Origin of the sequence: Streptomyces sp. R28 (assembly GCF_041052385.1) — a bacterium.
GTDB lineage: Bacteria > Actinomycetota > Actinomycetes > Streptomycetales > Streptomycetaceae > Streptomyces.
Genome location: NZ_CP163439.1, coordinates 225,889 through 242,046, shown reverse-complemented (window position 1 = coordinate 242,046; position 16,158 = coordinate 225,889). Strand labels below are relative to the sequence as shown.

4 protein-coding genes are annotated in these 16,158 nt (G+C 73.3%); 1 reads left to right on the top strand and 3 read right to left on the bottom strand.

Annotated elements, in window-relative coordinates; all coding sequences use genetic code 11:
- The first annotated feature begins 39 nt into the window (after positions 1-39).
- Positions 40-12,420, top strand: coding sequence for an amino acid adenylation domain-containing protein (locus tag AB5J49_RS00975; protein ID WP_369166528.1), 12,381 nt, complete (start codon positions 40-42; stop codon positions 12,418-12,420).
- On the opposite strand, the gene AB5J49_RS00970 is transcribed toward AB5J49_RS00975, so the two are convergent.
- The 3 genes from AB5J49_RS00970 to AB5J49_RS00960 all read right to left on the bottom strand — a co-directional run bounded on the left by AB5J49_RS00970 (position 12,365) and on the right by AB5J49_RS00960 (position 15,983).
- Entirely contained in the window at positions 12,365-13,420 is a 1,056-nt protein-coding gene (locus tag AB5J49_RS00970) for an LLM class flavin-dependent oxidoreductase (RefSeq protein WP_369166527.1), read from the bottom strand. The two genes, AB5J49_RS00975 and AB5J49_RS00970, sit on opposite strands and share 56 nt — an antisense overlap.
- 80 nt (positions 13,421-13,500) lie before the next feature.
- Entirely contained in the window at positions 13,501-15,003 is a 1,503-nt protein-coding gene (locus AB5J49_RS00965; RefSeq protein WP_369166526.1) for a metallophosphoesterase, read from the bottom strand.
- Positions 15,004-15,083: 80 nt separating this feature from the next.
- Positions 15,084-15,983 (bottom strand): MHYT domain-containing protein, encoded by a 900-nt coding sequence (locus AB5J49_RS00960; protein WP_369166525.1) that lies wholly within the window; start codon positions 15,981-15,983, stop codon positions 15,084-15,086.
- Positions 15,984-16,158 lie beyond the last annotated feature (175 nt).

Genomic DNA, 16,158 nt, shown 5'->3' with positions numbered 1-16,158 from the left:
TCCGCGGGCGCTGACCCCGTGCGATGAGGAAGGAAACGCATGTCGACTCCCGGGCGCCCTACCGCCGTCACGCTCCTCGACGTACTGCTGCGTGCCGCCGAGGAGACCCCCGGCCAGGTCGTCGTCCATGTCCGTGGAGACGGCAGCGAACGCACCGTCACCTTCGCCGAGCTCCACGACGACGCACTGCGCGTGGCCGGGGGCCTGCGCGCGGCGGGACTGGAGCCCGGCACCCCCGTTCCCCTGGTCGCCGATCTCGGTGAGGACTTCCAGCCGATGTTCTGGGGAGCGCTGGCGGCGGGGCTCGTGCCCGTGCCGCTCGCCCCGGAGGCCCGCCGGCTGGGACCGGTGTGGGAGTTCCTCGACAGGCCTGCCGTCGTGGTCGACGCCGCCACCGAAGCCCTGCTCGCCGAGATCCCGGGCCCCGCGCGCGTCCTGCGGCTGGATGCGCTGCGCGAGGCCCGCCCGCTTCGCTCGCTGACCCGCCGCGCCCCGCAGGACCTGGCGTTCCTCCAGTTCTCCTCCGGCAGCACCGGCACCCCGAAGGGCGTCGAACTCACCCACGAGGCCGTGCTCGCCAACCTCCGGCAGATCCGCGCCGCCATGGCGATCACGTCGGACGACGTGGTGGCGACCTGGATGCCGTACTTCCACGACATGGGCCTGATAGGCACCCACCTCGTCCCCATGGCGGCAGGCCTGAAGCAGGTGCGCCTGGAACCGCTGACCTTCGCCAAGCGGCCCACCCGCTGGCTGGAGGCGGTGGCGCGGCACCGGGCGACCCTGCTGTCGGCGGCGAACTTCGCGCTGGCGCTGGCGACGCAGCGGGTGCCGGACAGCACCTGGGCCCACCTGGACCTGACCTCCGTACGACTGATGCTCGTGGGAGCCGAGCCGATCGCACCGCGCGTGTGGCGGGAGTTCACCGCCCGGGCGGGTGCGGCGGGGCTGGACGCCAGGGCGATGCTTCCCGTGTACGGGCTGGCCGAGGCCACACTCGCCGTGACCGTGCCGCCGCTCGGGGAGACCGCCGAGCCCCTGCGGCTGGACCGGAAGGCACTCAGCCGTGGCCGGGCCGTTCCCGTGGAACCCGGCCCGGAAGCAGTCGAGTTGATGGACCTGGGCCGTCCCGTCCCGGACTGCGAGATCCGTGTCACCGACGATTCCGGCACACCGCTCGGCGACCGGCGTGTCGGTCACATCGAGGTACGTGGTCCGCAGGTCGCCCGCGGCTACCACCGCGCCCCCGAGGCGGGCGCGGCCGCGTTCCGCGGTGGTTGGCTGCGCACCGGCGACCTCGGCTTCCTGAGCGAGGGCCGGCTCTGCGTCACCGGGCGGCACAAGGACGTCGTCTTCGTCGGCGGCCGCACCTTCCACGCACCCGACCTCGAAGAGACCGTCGCCGCCACCCCGGGACTGCCCGGCGCAACGGTGGCGGCGATCGGCTCCACCGATCCCGGCACCGGGGGCGATCGGGTGGTGGTGTTCGTGCAGTGGGCGCGGCCCGCCCCGGCAGCGGCCCTTCCGGTGCTCGACGCGGCGGCGGCCCGGGTCCGGGAGGCGCTGGGCCACGACGACGTACGGGTGTTGCCCCTGCCGCCCGGCGCTTTTCCCCGGACGACGAGCGGCAAGCTGCGGCGCGCTCTGATGCGCGCGCGGTTCGAGGCCGGCGCCTATACGGCGGTCGAGCAGCGGTTGTCGGCCGCGCGGGCCGAGGGCTCGCGCTCGCCCGCCCGGCAGGAAGAGCGCGGTCCACAGGGGCCTGTGCCACGTTCGCGGCGTGACGTCGAGGACGTGGTCCGGGGGATCTGGGCACGGACGCTGGACCTCGCGCCGACGGGCATCGACCGGGACGTCCCGTTCTTCGCCCTCGGGGGCTCCTCGCTGAAGGCGATGGCGGTGCTCGCGGGCATCGAGGACGCCTTCTCCGTCACCGTGGAGCCGCGCGTGTTGCGCGACCACGACACCGTGGCCGCGCTGGCCGGGCATGTGCTGGCTCTGCTGACCGGCTCCGACACTGACACGGGAGTTGATGGAGGGTCAGCTGCCGGCTCCGGGTCGGGCGCGGATACCGGGCGCCGCGCGCCGCTGTCGCCCGCCGAGGAGGCGGGGAAACGGGGGCCGGTGGCGGTGCTCGCAATGGCCTGCCGGTTCCCGGGTGCAAAAACGCCGGAGGCCTTCTGGGAGTTGCTCGTGTCCGGCCGTGACACGGTGACCGCCGTGCCCGAGGGCCGCTGGGAGGGCCGGCAGGGCTCGCAGGGCTCGGAAGGCCGGCAGGGGTCGCGGGACTCGGGGAGCTTGCGGAGCGCCGCGGGCGTCCCCGGCCTCTTCGGGTCCTTCCTCCCCGAACCCGCCGAATTCGACGCCGCCTGCTTCGGCCTGGACGACGACGAGGCCCGCGCCACCGACCCACAGGCCCGGATCTTCCTGGAGCTGGCCCACGAAGCCCTGGAGCGCTCCGGTTACGCGGGGCCGCGACGGACCGGCCGCAGGATCGGAGTGTTCGCCGCCGTCGGTGACAGCGGATACCGCGAGATCCTGGCCGCCGCCACGGACGGCGATCTGGCCGCCCACCCCGGCGCTCTCACCGGCAACCTGCCCAACCTCATCGCCGCCCGCCTCTCCCAGGCACTCGACCTCGACGGCCCCGCCCTCGCGGTGGACACGGCCTGCTCCTCCGCGCTCGTGGCGCTCCACCTGGCGCGGCGCAGCCTCCTCAGCGGCGAGTGCGATGTCGCCGTGGTCGGCGGCGTCCAGCTCGCCCTCACCCCGACCGGCCACCGACTCCTCGCCGGCGCGGGCGCGCTGTCCCCCACGGGCGGCAGCCGCCCCTTCGCTGCCGCCGCCGACGGAGTCGTGCCCGGGGAGGGCGGAGCGGCCCTCGTCCTCGCCCGCCTGGACGACGCGCTGCACGACGGTGACCCGGTACTCGCCCTGGTGCGCGGCACGGCCGTCAACAACGACGGCCGGTCCCTCAGCCTGCTCGCCCCCAACCCGCGCACCCAGCGTGAGGTCATCACCCAGGCATACGGCGCGTGCGGCATCGACCCCGAGGCGGTGTCGTACGTCGAGGCGCACGGAACCGGCACCCCGGTCGGCGACCCCGTCGAGGCGCAGTCACTCGGGCACGTCTTCCCGCCCCGCACGGACGGGCTCCCGCGCCTGCTCGGCTCGGTCAAGGCGAACATCGGACACCTGCTCAACGCCGCCGGCATGCCCGGCCTGGTCAAGACGGTCCTGGCGCTCCAGCACCGCCAGGTCCCGCCCGCCCCGAACACCACGCCGCCCGCGCCGTACCTGCAACACGTCGCCCCCGGCTTCGAACTCGTCACCGAACAGCGGGAATGGCGGGCCCCCGGGCCCCTGATCGCCGGGGTCAACGCCTTCGGCTTCGGCGGCACCAACGCGCACGCCGTCCTGGAGGAGGCCCCCGCACGGACGACGCCCGCTCATCCCGGCGCGGATGGCCCGCACCTGCTCACGCTGTCGGCCCGCAGCACCGACGCGCTGCGGGCAGCCGCCGCCGACCTGGCCGCGTACGTGCGGGCACACCCGGATCTGCACGAGGCCGACATCTGCGCCACGGTCAACACCGCGCGCGACGATGGTCCCCATCGCCTCGCCCTGGTCGCCGACCGTGATCTCGCGGACCGACTCGAGGCCGCCCGCGCGGCGGACTTCACAGTCGCCCGGTCCTCCCGGCCGCGGACGGTGTTCCTGCTGCCGGGCCAGGGAGCACAGCGGCCCGGCCAAGGGCGCGCCCTGTACCGGTCGGCCCCGGTGTTCCGGGAGGTCCTGGACGAGGCCTCCTCGCTGACGGGGCCCGTCCTCGGGCGCTCGCTGGCCGAGTGGTGCCTCGATCCCCGGACGGATCCGGAGGAGTTGGCCAGGACGGAGGTGGCCCAGCCGCTGCTCGTCGTGTTCGGTGTGGGTCTGGCCCGCCAGCTGGCGGCATGGGGTCTGCCCGCGGACGCGGTCGCCGGACACAGCGTGGGCGAGATCGCGGCCGCGTGCGCTGCCGGTGCGCTGAGCCTCGCCGAGGCGGTCGGGTTCGCCGTGGAGCGCGGACGCCTGGTGGGCGAACTCGCCCTCCCCGGAGCCATGGCCGCCGTCAGGGGCGACGAGGACACGGTCGCCGGGCTCGTCTGCGCGTCGGGCGGATCGCTGAGCGTGGCCGCCGTCAACGGGCCCGAGCAGGTGGTGATTTCGGGTGCCGAGGAGGCTGTCGAGCGAGCCCTCGCCGAGCTGACGGGACGTGGCGTGGTCGCGCGCAGGCTCCGTGTCTCCCATGCCTTCCACTCGCCGCTGCTGGAGCCGGTCCTCGATCCGCTGCGGGAGGCCGCGAAGGCGCTGACGGTCAAACCGGCGTCCGTACCGATGCTGAGCACGGTCACCGGCGAGTGGCGGCCCCGCCTCACGCCCGCCTACTGGCAGGGGCATGCCGTCGAGCCGGTGCGGTTCGGGGCGGCTGTGGCCAGGCTGCTGGAAGAGGGATACGACACCTTCGTCGAGCTCGGCCCGGGGAACACCCTGGGCGGGGCGGTCCGCGCGGTCGCCGGTGCGCATGGCGCCTCGGATGTGGCGGTGTTGACCACTGGGGTCGCCTCGACCGTGGGCCGTGACGAGGACACGTCCGGGGCGCGGGCGCTGCTGGAGGCGGCGGGACGACTGTGGATGCGCGGAACGGCGCTGGACCGGGCCACGCTTGACGCGACGGCGCCGGACCGGGCGGCTCCGGGCGCCGCAGCGTTGGGCCGGCAGGCTCGGGCCGGCGGGCGTGCGAGGGCGCCCGTACCGACGTATCCGTTCCAGCGCGCCCGCTATTGGCCCCGCGAGCCCGATGCCGCGCCTGCGGTACGGCGCCTCGACTGGCGGGACGCACCGCTCACGCCTGCGGCGGGGCCGCGCGTGGTACGGCTGGTCGGCGCCGACCAGCCCCTCGGTCGGGTGTTGGTAGAGCGGCTCACCGGCCGTGGAGTGACGGTGCTGGGGGAGGACGGCCCCCACGAGCCGGGCACGGCACCGGCGGACACCGTGGTGTGGCTGGCAGGGGTGGAGGGCGCTGGAGACGGAAGCCGCCAGGCCGTGGACGCCGGCCCGAGCGGCTCCGTTTCCGCGCTGCGCCGCGTCCTCGACCTGCTCACCGCCGACTCCACCCGCCTGCTGGTGGTCACCGAAGACGCGTACGTCACCGGCACCTCGACGGAACAGGCGTGCCCGGCGCGGGCACTGCTGCACGGTTTCGCCCTGGCCTTCCCCGAAGAGCACCCAGGTCTCGCCGCACGCGGCGTGGACCTGTCCTCCCTCGACACGCTCGACACCCGGGTCGACGCCCTGGAACGGGAGCTGTACTCGGCCCAGGAGCGGGACGCGGAGGGCGCGGTCGCCTGGCGCGCCGGCCGCAGGCTCAGCCGTACGCCATCCCGCGCACCGGCCGACACGACGGACGTCCCCGCGGCGCTCAGGGCCCTGCCGCCGGACGGCACCTACCTGATCACCGGGGGAGCCGGCGGGCTCGGTTCCGCACTCGCGCGGGACCTGGCGGGACGCGGCGCGTGCGAACTGATCCTGACAGGACGCTCCGAGACCGCGCCCGATGCCCTGCTCACCGATCTCCGCGCCCAGGGCGCCCGTGCCCGGTACCACGCGGCCGACGTGTCCGACGAAGCCGCCGTCCACGCCCTCTTCGCCGAACTGCCCCTACTGGACGGGGTGTTCCACGCCGCCGGTACGGTCCGGCCCGGCACCCTCCGCTCCAAGACCGACGCGGAGATCGAGCTGGTGCTCGCCGCGAAGGTGCGCGGCACGATGCTGCTCGCCGAGGCGCTGCGCCGGCACGGCCAGGAACCGGCCGTATGCGTCGCCTTCTCCTCCATCTCCTCCGTGCTGCCCGGCCTGGCGGGCGCGCTCGGCGACTATGCGGCGGCCAACGCCTTCCTGGACGCCTTCGCCGCCGCCGAGCGTGCGGTGGGCCGGCCCTGGCAGTCGATCGGGTTCGGGCCCGTCACCGATGCGGGACTGGCCGCCGGGTCACCTGCTCAGCATCGGCGGCTGCGCGCCCGCGGACTAGGCCCCATGACCACGCGGACGGCGGTCGCGGCGTTGCGGACGGCCGTGGCCACCGATGCCCCTCACCTCTTGGTGACGTCCTCGTCGACCTGCCGGGCCGAGGGGCCCGCGCCCGCGCAGACCGCCGTGGCTCCGGACCGCCCGGACGCCCCGCACGCCGGCACGCCTCCCACGGCCCGCACGCTGCCGGGCGGTGGCGGTCGCGGTGATGGTGACCAGTTCGGCGCCGTGACCGACCCGGTCCGCATCACCGGCCTGATACGCCGCCTGCTGGCCGAGTCGCTGCACCGCGCCCCCGAGGACATCGGCGACGACGAGCAGTTCCTCGGCCTCGGCCTCGACTCGCTGACCGCCGTCGACCTCGCGCGCCGCCTGGAGACGGAACTAGGGCTGCCCCTGCCCGCCACGCTGCTCTTCGAGTACCGCACGGTCGGCGAACTGACCACCTACCTCAGCGGACAGAGGCCGACCGCCCCGACCGCCCCCGAAGCCCCCGCCGCCGCGACCCGCGGCAGTGCCCAGGAGGACACCCCGCGCCTCCTCACTCCTCGCCCTCTCACTCCGCTCCAACTCGCCTTCCTCACCACGGAGGCGCTGTACGAGGGCGTCACCGCCTACGGCTACATACGCCAGACCATCCGCGGCCCCCTCGACCCCGACCTCCTCGGCCGCGCGCTGGCCCACCTCGCCGCCCGCCACCCCATGCTGCGTCTGCGCATCACCACGGACGGCACGCCGCCACGTCAGTACACGGTGCCGGCCGACCCCGCCGACCGGGCCCCGCGCTGGTACGAGGTGCACGGGCCGGCCGACACCGCGCTGCCGCTGCCCGCCCTCGAACAACGGCTGTACAACCGCCCGTTCGACCTGACCACCGAGGATCCGGTGCGCGCGGTCCTGGTCCGGGACCACCTGGACGCACACCTCGCCCACCTCCTGCTGGCCGTCCACCACGGCGCTGCGGACGGCTTCAGCCTCAAGGTCCTGTGCGAGGAGCTCTGGTCGCTCTACGCCACGCTCACCGAGGACCGCAGCCCCTCCGAACTCCCCTTCCCGGGCGCAGAGTTCGCCGACTACGCCGCCCTCGTCACCGCGGACCGCCAGTCACCGGCCTTCGCCCGGGACCAGCAGTACTGGCGTGACCGCATAGCCGAGCACACCACGGCTGCCACGGCGGAGGCACTGCCGTACGACGGCGACCCGGGCGCGCTCCCCGCCCCGCCGCTCACCCACCACCAGACCGGCATCGACGCCTCGCTCACGGCGGCGCTGCGCGAGGTGGCCGCCAGGCACCAAGTCACCCTCTTCCATCTGCTGCTCGCGGTGTACGGCCGTTGCCTGGCCCGCTGGAGCGGACAGCGAGCCGTCGCCGTGAACGTGGCGCGTGCCCGTCGCGAGGCGCCCCTGCCCGGCATCGACCGCCTCGTGGGGCCGCTCGCCGACACCCTGCCGGTGTTCGCCACCGTCGACCCGGCCGAGCCCGTGACCGTACTCGCCGGGCGGCTCCAGCGGATCTGGCAGGAGGCGGAGTCCCACGCCACCCTCGGCAGCCCCGACATCGCCGCGCTGCTGCCCGCCACCGGCCCCGGCCCGCGCACGGTCGCCCCGGCCGGGTTCAGCTTCGCCCGCTTCCCCGTGAGCCATGGCCGCGACTGGCCGGTCAGGGTGACCCCGACCGCGGCGGCCACCGCCTCCGCCGCGACCCGGCTCGGACTGCTGTGCTGGGAATCGGACGCGACCCTCCGCTTCTCCTGGAACCACCCCGCCCACCTCTTCCGCCCCGAGACCGTCGAGCGGCTCGCCGCGGAGTACGTGGCAGAACTGCACGCCGTGGCTGGGCAGTCCACCCATGCCGACGGGCGCGAGAGCCGCGCGGGTGTCGCCGACCGCCTGTGTGCCCGGTTCCACGCGACACCGGGAGCCGTCGCGGTGGACACCGGCCGCACCAAGCTCACCTACGCCGCACTCGACGCCGCCTCCGGCGCTCTCGCGGCCCGGCTGCGCGCGAACGGCGTACGCCCCGGCGACCTGGTCGGCCTGCTCACCGAACCGGGTGTGGACACCGTCCTCGGCGTGGTGGGCATCCTTCGTGCGGGCGCCGGCTGGGTGCCCCTGGACGCGACCCATCCCGTGGCCCGGCTGCGTGACCAGGTGGAACGCACCGGGGTCGGCGTGGTGGTCTGCCACGCGGCGACGCGCGAGGCCGTCGCGGCGCTGGACGGCATCACGCCGGTCGCAGCCGATGACACGCCCGAGGCGACCTCGCCCGAGGCGACCTCGCCCGAGGCGACCCCGTCCGAGACGACCCCGCCCCAGGCCGAGCGGCCGCCGGCCGACCCGGACACCATCGCCTACGTGATCTTCACTTCGGGTTCCACGGGCCGCCCCAAGGCGGTCCCGATCACCCACCGGTCCATGCTCAACTACCTCGACTGGTCACTGGCCACCTTCGGTTCCCGCCCCGGGGACCACCTCGTACAGACGGCGTCCGTCTGTTTCGACGCCTCCGTACGCCAGTTGCTGGCGCCGCTGCTGGCGGGCGCCACGATCCACACCCTCACCCGGGACCTTCTGCGCGACCCCGACGCGCTCCTGGACCGGATCGTCAACGACCGGATCACGGTGTGGAGTTCGGTGCCGACCTTGTGGGAGCGGCTGCTGACCGCCGCAGAGACCCGGGCACGACAGGACGGAACACCCCCGGACCTGTCGGCGCTGCGCTGGGTCCACGTCGGCGGCGAGGCGCTGCCCGCCGCACACGTACGCCGCTGGTTCGACCTGCTCGACGCCTGCGGGGGACCGGAGCACAGGGTCTCCAACCTGTACGGGCCCACCGAGGCCACCATCAACGCCACCTGCCACATCATCGACACCCGACCGGCCGACGGCGTACGTCGGTTGCCCATCGGCCGGCCGGTCGCCGGCACCGAACTGGCCGTCGTCACCGAGGACGGACGTCCCTGTGCGGCCGACGAGCCCGGTGAACTGCTCATCGCCGGAACCGGGCTGACCCCCGGCTACCTCGGCGAGCCGCAGCTCACCGCGGAGGCCTTCGTCGAACGCGGCGGTCGCCGCTGGTACCGCAGCGGCGACCGGGTCCGCCGAACCGCGGACGGCGTACTGGAGTTCCTCGGCCGCCTCGACGACCAGGTCAAGGTCCGCGGCCACCGCGTGGAGCTCGGCGAGGTCGAGGCCGCGCTGCTCACCCACCCGGACGTCGCCCGTGCCGCCGTGCTGCTCGTCGACGGACGTCTGGTGGCGTACGTCGAACCCCGGCCCGGCTCGGACGAGCCCGACGCACGCGACGTGCGCGCCTTCCTGTCCCGGGTTCTGCCGCCGTACATGCTGCCCGGACGTATCCGCCCGGTCCCGGCGATGCCGCTGACCGGCACGGGCAAGATCGACCGCATCCTGCTGGCTCGTGCCCTCGAGGGAACGCCCGGCGCGGATGCCTCCGGCGAGGTCGATGATCACAGCGGGAGAGACCGCGCCCCCGAGCCACCGCGGACGGGGCCCGAAACCCCGCCGCCCGCCACCCCGACCGAGCACACCCTGGCACGCATCTGGTCGACGCTGCTGGACGCACCGGCCGTCAGCCGCGAGGACGACTTCTTCGAACTCGGCGGCGACTCCATCATGGTGCTCGAACTCTTCGCCCGGCTACGCAAGGAACTGCCGGCCGTCCCACGGCCGACAACCGTCTACACCCACCGCACGCTGAGCGCACTCGCGTCGGCCCTCGACACCGCCGCCATCGCTGCCAGTGCCGCCACAGCCTCCACCGGCTCCACACCCGATCCGACCCCGGAAGCCGCCACCGCGCAAACGGCAGGTCCGTACCCCCTCACCCCCTCCCAGCGGGGGTTCCTGCTCGCCGAGACCATCAACCCGGGGACGGGCTCCGGCTGGCTGGCCCGGTTCCGGCTGAGCGGTCCACTGCGCCACGACGTCTTCCAGCGCGCCGTGGACGTTCTGGTGACCCGTCATCCGATGCTGCGCACCGTCTTCCCGGCAGGCGCCCGCCCACCTGTGCAGCAGGAGCTGCCGGACTCGTTGCGCCTGCCCGTGGAGACGGAGACCCTCGCGCACCCCGACCTGCTGGAGCAGCGGATCGCCGAGGAGGCAGGGCGCCGACTCGAGCCCTGGGCCTGGCCGTTGCTGCGTCTGCGGCTGCTCACCGTCGCGCCCGGTGAGCATGTGCTCCTCGTCCACGCGCACCACCTCATCGGCGACGGATACAGCGCCGCCCTCCTCGCCAGGGAACTGCTCACCGCCTACGACCGCCTCGATGGAGGTCTGCCGCACGGCCTGCCGCCGCTCGACAGCACCTTCCGCGACCACGTGGCCCGGTCCGCCGTACGCCCGCACCCGCACGGATCCGAGGCCGAGGAATACCGCGCGCGCCTCCGCGCGCCCTACACACCCCCCGTGCTGCGCCGGCCGACCGCCGACGACGCCGATGGGCAACCGGCGTTCCACACCACGGGGTTCACCCTGGACGCCGCCACGACACAGGGGTTGCGCCGGCTCGCCCGAGCCGCACACCGCACCCTGTACGCCCCGCTGCTCACCGCGTACTACCGTGCCCTCGGGGAACTCACCGGCCGGCGCGACCTGCTGCTCGGGCTCGCCGTGACCGGGCGCGAGGAGTCCACCGTGGACGCACACGGGGTCTTCGGCCCGTTCGCGGAAGCGGTGGCGCTGCGCCCGGCCGTGCCAGAGGCGCACGGAGCGGCTCAACCACCCCCATTCGGTGAGGACTTGGAGCGCCTCGCAGCCGAGGCCACCCTGGCCCGCGCCGAAGGTCCCAGCGAGGTGCGCACGGCGGCGGGACTGCCCCGCCACGCCCAGTTCTTCTTCACCTTCCTCGACTTCACCTCCCTGGGCTCCGAGGAAGGCGGCAGCCTCACACTGCAAGCGGACGAGTCCGACACCGCCCTCGCCCCGCCGCCGCTGGGCACCGACGTGTTCCTGGCCGTGCGGCCGGTGGCGAACGGTGAGGGGCTGCGCATCACCGTACGGGCTTCGGCGGCGGCCCTCACGGCGGGCCAGATCGCCGGGTTCACCGAGGAGATGCGGCGACAGCTGCAGGGCGCACTGAGCGAAGCCACGTCCCACCCCACCCCCGACCCCACCCCGGTCCGCAGCAGTCGCCGACGGCGACCCCACCTCGATGCCGCGCTCGTCGGATACCTGCCCGCCCCCGACCATCTCGCCGCCCTCGCCGGACTGCCGTACGACAGCCCCGGCCTCGGCCGCGAGGAGATCCGGGCGCTGCTCTTCCCGGACGGTCGAGCCAGGCTGCTGGAGGAGACCAGCACCCCGCTGGGGAACTCCGGTTTCGTCGCTCTCCCGCTCTTCGCCGACGAACTGGGCCGGGCTGCCGATCTGGGGGCGCGCACGGCCCGCGCCGTGGAGCAGGCCGCCTCACTCGGCGCCCGCTGTGTCTCGCTCGCGGGCATGATCCCGTCCCTCACCGGCTACGGCTACGACGTCCTGCGGGAGACCACGACGAGTGCGGCGATCACCACCGGACACGCCTCGACGACCGTCGCCGTGGCCAAGACCGTCCACTGCGCACTCGCGGCGACCGGCCGCCGCCTCGACGGCCTCTCCCTCGCCGTCGTCGGATGCGGCTCGATCGGCACCTCGTCCCTACGACTGCTGCTGGCGACGGCACCTCGCCCGCCGGCCCGGCTGCTGCTGTGCGACCTGCCGGGCAGCACCGCGCGACTGGAACGGCTGGCCGCAGACCTGTCGGCCGCGCATCCGGCGACGTCGGTCCGGGTCGTCGAATCGGGGCGGACGCTGCCCGCCGCGGTCTACGACGCCGACGTGGTCGTCACCGCAGTCAGCGGCGCGACGGCCCTCCTGGACGTCGACCGGCTGCGCCCCGGCACGATCGTGGTCGACGACTCCTTCCCGCACTGCTTCGACACCGCTAGGGCACTGGACCGTATGAGCCGAGAGCAGGACGTCCTGGTCGTCGGAGGCGGGCTGCTGGCCCTCGACTCCACGCAGACGCAGCTGAGCGAGGACCTGCCGGGTGTGGCGGGCGCGGGCTTCGCCATGCGGCACCAGATTCCGGGCACCTTGGCCTCGTGCCGACTGGAGTCACTGCTCCACGCCCACCTCGGGGAATCCGGCCGAGCCCCGAGCGCCCTCCCCTTGATCCACGGCCTCGTCGACCTGCCCCGCGCCCTCGCCCACTGGGACGCGGCCGAGGCCGCCGGAGTACGGGCCGCCCCGCTGCATCTGCTCGACCGCGTCATCGCCGAAGGCAATGGGCTGCCCCTCAGGCCTTCGGACGCCACCCCAGCGCCGGACCCAGCCGGGCGGCCACATCGGTGAGGATCTGCACATAGTCCTCGTGCTCGAAGGTGAACGGCAGCGCGAACGCCACTTCGTCCACCTCGCGGAACGCGGCGTGCGCATGGAGGCGTTCGGCGATCTCCGCCGAGGTGCCGACGAGATCCGGCGCGAACATCAGCCGGGCCGGACCTTGCGGTGACAGGGTCCGAGGGGTGCGCTTCGCGACGTACTCCTCGTACTTCGCGCGCTGTTGCGGCGTCGCGGAGTCGGTGGGGATGACGACGAGGCCCTGGGAGACGCGGGCGTTCTCGCCGTCGGGGTGGTGGGCGCGGAAGGCGCGGATGTGCGCGAGCTGGATCTCCGCGAAGTCCGGTGACCCCGCCGCGTCTTCCGGGCCCTCCGAGCCCGCGGGCCCTTCCGCCTTGACAACGCTGCTGGTCAGGAAGTTCATCCCGTGCTCACCGGCCCACTGCGCCGAACGCAGGCTGCCGCCGCCGTACCACATACGGCTGCCGAGGCCCGGGGCGTGCGGCTGTACCCGGTCCGAGAAGACCTCAAAGCCTTCCACCCCGCTGAAGTCGGTGACCGGCTTGCCCCGCACGAAGTCCAGCAGCCGCCGCACCCGCTCGTAGCCGAAGTCCTCGACGTCCGCCGTGTCGGCGTAGAGGGCCTCCTTGACGCGGTCGTAGTGCATCGGCGGACCCACGCTGACGCCCGGGTTGAGGCGGCCGCCCGACAGGAGGTCGACCGTCGCCAGGTCCTCCGCCAGCCGCAGCGGGTTCTCCCAGCCGAGCGGGATGACCGCGGTGCCGAGTTCGATACGGCGGGTGCGCTGCGAGGCCGCCGCCAGGACCGCGACGGGGGAGGAGATGCCGTACTGCAGATGACGGTGGCGGACCCACGCGCTGTCGAAGCCGAGCCGTTCGCCCAGCTCGATGATGTCGAGCGTGGACTCGTGGCCCCGGCGTGGATCCGCCTCGTCGAACAGGCCGATGGTGAGGAAACCCAACTTGCTGAGCGGGCGTGAGATCGGCGGCACGGGCCCCTCCATCGTTCACTGATCGAGTCGTACGGCAGTGCCAACGGGCCCGCGGCCGATGATGTTCCCGTGCTCCCAGGTCAGACCAGGGAAATGGTGACCTCGTCCTCGACCGGCGGGTCGATCTCCTGGGCGCGGTTGCCGGTCGCGGCGTAGCAGCGCAGCCGGACGGTCTCCGGGGTGACGTCCAGGCGCAGGAAGCACTTGAAGAACGGCGGGCTGTAGGTCGCCGAGCCCGGTGAGAACAGCTGGGTGTAGATCTTGCGCACGGGGAGGCGGAACCGCTGGGCCCGGTCGGGTCGGCGTCCCGTGCCCAGCAGGCCCGCGACCAGGCGGGTGCGCCATGTGACGCGGGCGTCCGGGGCCGGTGCGCGACCCGGCTGGATCTCCAGCCGCTCGGCGATGACGGCCGTGGCCTGAGTCTCGGTGAGGGCGAAGAAGCGGCGCATGCGCAGCCGCCGTCCGTACAGGCGGCTGTAGAAGGCCAGGGAGTCGCCGCGCAGGGGATAGCAGCGGAACTCCTTCTCGGTCACGTTCGCGATGTCGATCCGCGGAATGGTGTGCGTGGCGTGCATGAACGCCCCGCCGCCGCCCGCGACCACGTACTGGATGGTGCGGCCGTCCACCTGCACCGGGTAGCGCTGGTAGTTGTGGATGTCGCCGCCTATCGCCGCGACATAGCGGTGCGCCGGGTCGCGGACGATCTCGTCGACGGTGCCGCCCCCTTCGATCACGCCGGGGTGGTGCTCACCGTCCACGTACAGCGGCTGGCCCGTGATGAGGATCTTCGGCCGGGGGTCCTTGGACACCTCGCGCAGCCACGCGCCCTGTTCGGCGTCGATGGTGCCCAGCAGGCCCGTGTCGATGCCGATGATCCGCACCGGCCCGGCATCGATCGCCCAGTACGGCCCCGGCTGGACGGCTTGTTGGGCGGCTGCCGACCTCAACGTCCGTGCGTCCGGGAGGTTGCGGCCGTCCCCCTTGCGCGGCCGGTGCCACAGCAGCGACCGCAGCCATGCCCTGCTGAGCGGGCGCGGCGCGGCCTCGGGTTCCAGGGGCGGGGCGTGGTCGCAGAAGACACGCATGAACCCGCCGAGGTCCTCGTACCAGTCGTGGTTGCCCGGTATCGCGTACATGGGCGCCCGGTAGTCCTGGTACGGCTGGAAGAACTTGGTGCCGTAGTCGTCGGCGCTGCCCACCGGATAGATCACATCACTCGCGACGACCGTGAACCGCGTGTCCTGACCCACCTTCAAAAGGCCTGGTACGACGGCGTACTGGGAGTCGTCGCCCTCACCGGTGTCACCGATGACGAGGAAGGAGAACCTGTCCGGGTCGTCGCGCCGGATCACCTTGTCAGCGGGCGCCCCGGCGGCCGCCCGCTGAGCCACCCAGCGGCTGCGGGTACGCCCCGTGGGGTCCCCGAACCAGGACGCCAGTACGCCGTTGCGGGCGGCCCACAGCGTCTTCGGGTTGAGCCAGGAGATTTTCTCGACCTTGTGCGGCATCAGCCGCTTGTACTCACCGAGTTCGGCGGCGCCCCAGCCGGCGCCTTCGGCGGTATCGCGTGAGGAGTCAGACACCGGTGCACCGTAACAATGATCTAGTGGACGCCGAGCAGGGGGAGGGGGCAGGAATCACCGCACTTCCCACCCCCTCCGAGTCACCACTTGTGGGCGTAAGGCTCCCGGCTCAGGCGGGGTTGCGGGCCGCCGGCAGAGGCAGTGGCAGTGACAGCCGGAGCGAACGCGGCGTCGGCGCCGGGCAGTTGCTCGGCCGCGCTCCTCGCAGCGATCCGCCGGGCCGTGCCGGACCGGCCCCGCTCGCCCTCGCCGAGGACCAGGAGCGGGTCGAACATCACCACCACTCCGGCCAGCAGGAGGAAGATGATCGGCCCCAGGAGCATCGGCAGGAGCAGTGAGGTGGGCGAGTCACCGGCCCACGCCTCGCCGGTCGTGCCGTGCAGATGGACACTGACGGCGGCCATACCCGTGTAGTGCATCCCGGAGACGGCCACCCCCATGATCAGGCTGGCCCCGAGGCTGGCCGGCAAACCCCGGATGGTGACGGCTGCCCACAGTGCCGCGGTCGCGGCGACGATCGCGATCAGAACGGAGAGCCCCACGGCCGACGCGTCGTACTGAATGCTGCCGTCGAGGCGCAGCGCGGCCATGCCCAAGTAGTGCATGGCGGCCACGCCGAGCCCGGTGGTGACACCCGCGCCGGTCAGTGCCCCCCTGCCCGCGCCCAGATAGCCCACGATGAACACGCCGATGCCGACGACGACGATCGCCACGGTGAGGCTGAGGACGGTCAGGCCCACGTCGTAACGGATCCGAGCCTCCTCGACGTCGAAGCCGATCATGGCGATGAAGTGCATCGTCCAGATGCCGCAGCCGATCGACGCGGCGCCGAGCGCCAGCCAACCCGGCTTCCACGACTGTCCGTTGAGCAGGGACCGGACAATGCACCGAAGTCCCAGGGCCCCTCCCAGGCAGGCCATCAGATAGGCCGCCACCGGGGTCACCGCTCCATAGCGGAACCCGTCAACCGTGCCTTGCATGCGCCAACTCCCCCCAGAGTCCTGGCTGTTGTGAGAAGCAAGGTGTACGGGTCAAGGGGGCGCAAAGCAAGCCTTTACCGCCGGTAGCCGTTGAACTCTGCATCACCGTGAGTCGCCTTCGGCCACATAGGGGCGAGATTCGGCCAGGCGCGGCCGGGCGGGGCAACGGCCTTCA

What these genes read in the sequence shown, in the direction of transcription:
- AB5J49_RS00960 (WP_369166525.1), bottom strand. Translation starts at nt 15,983, where the DNA reads ATGCAAGGCACGGTTGACGGGTTCCGCTATGGAGCGGTGACCCCGGTG.
- AB5J49_RS00975 (WP_369166528.1), top strand. Translation starts at nt 40, where the DNA reads ATGTCGACTCCCGGGCGCCCTACCGCCGTCACGCTCCTCGACGTACTG.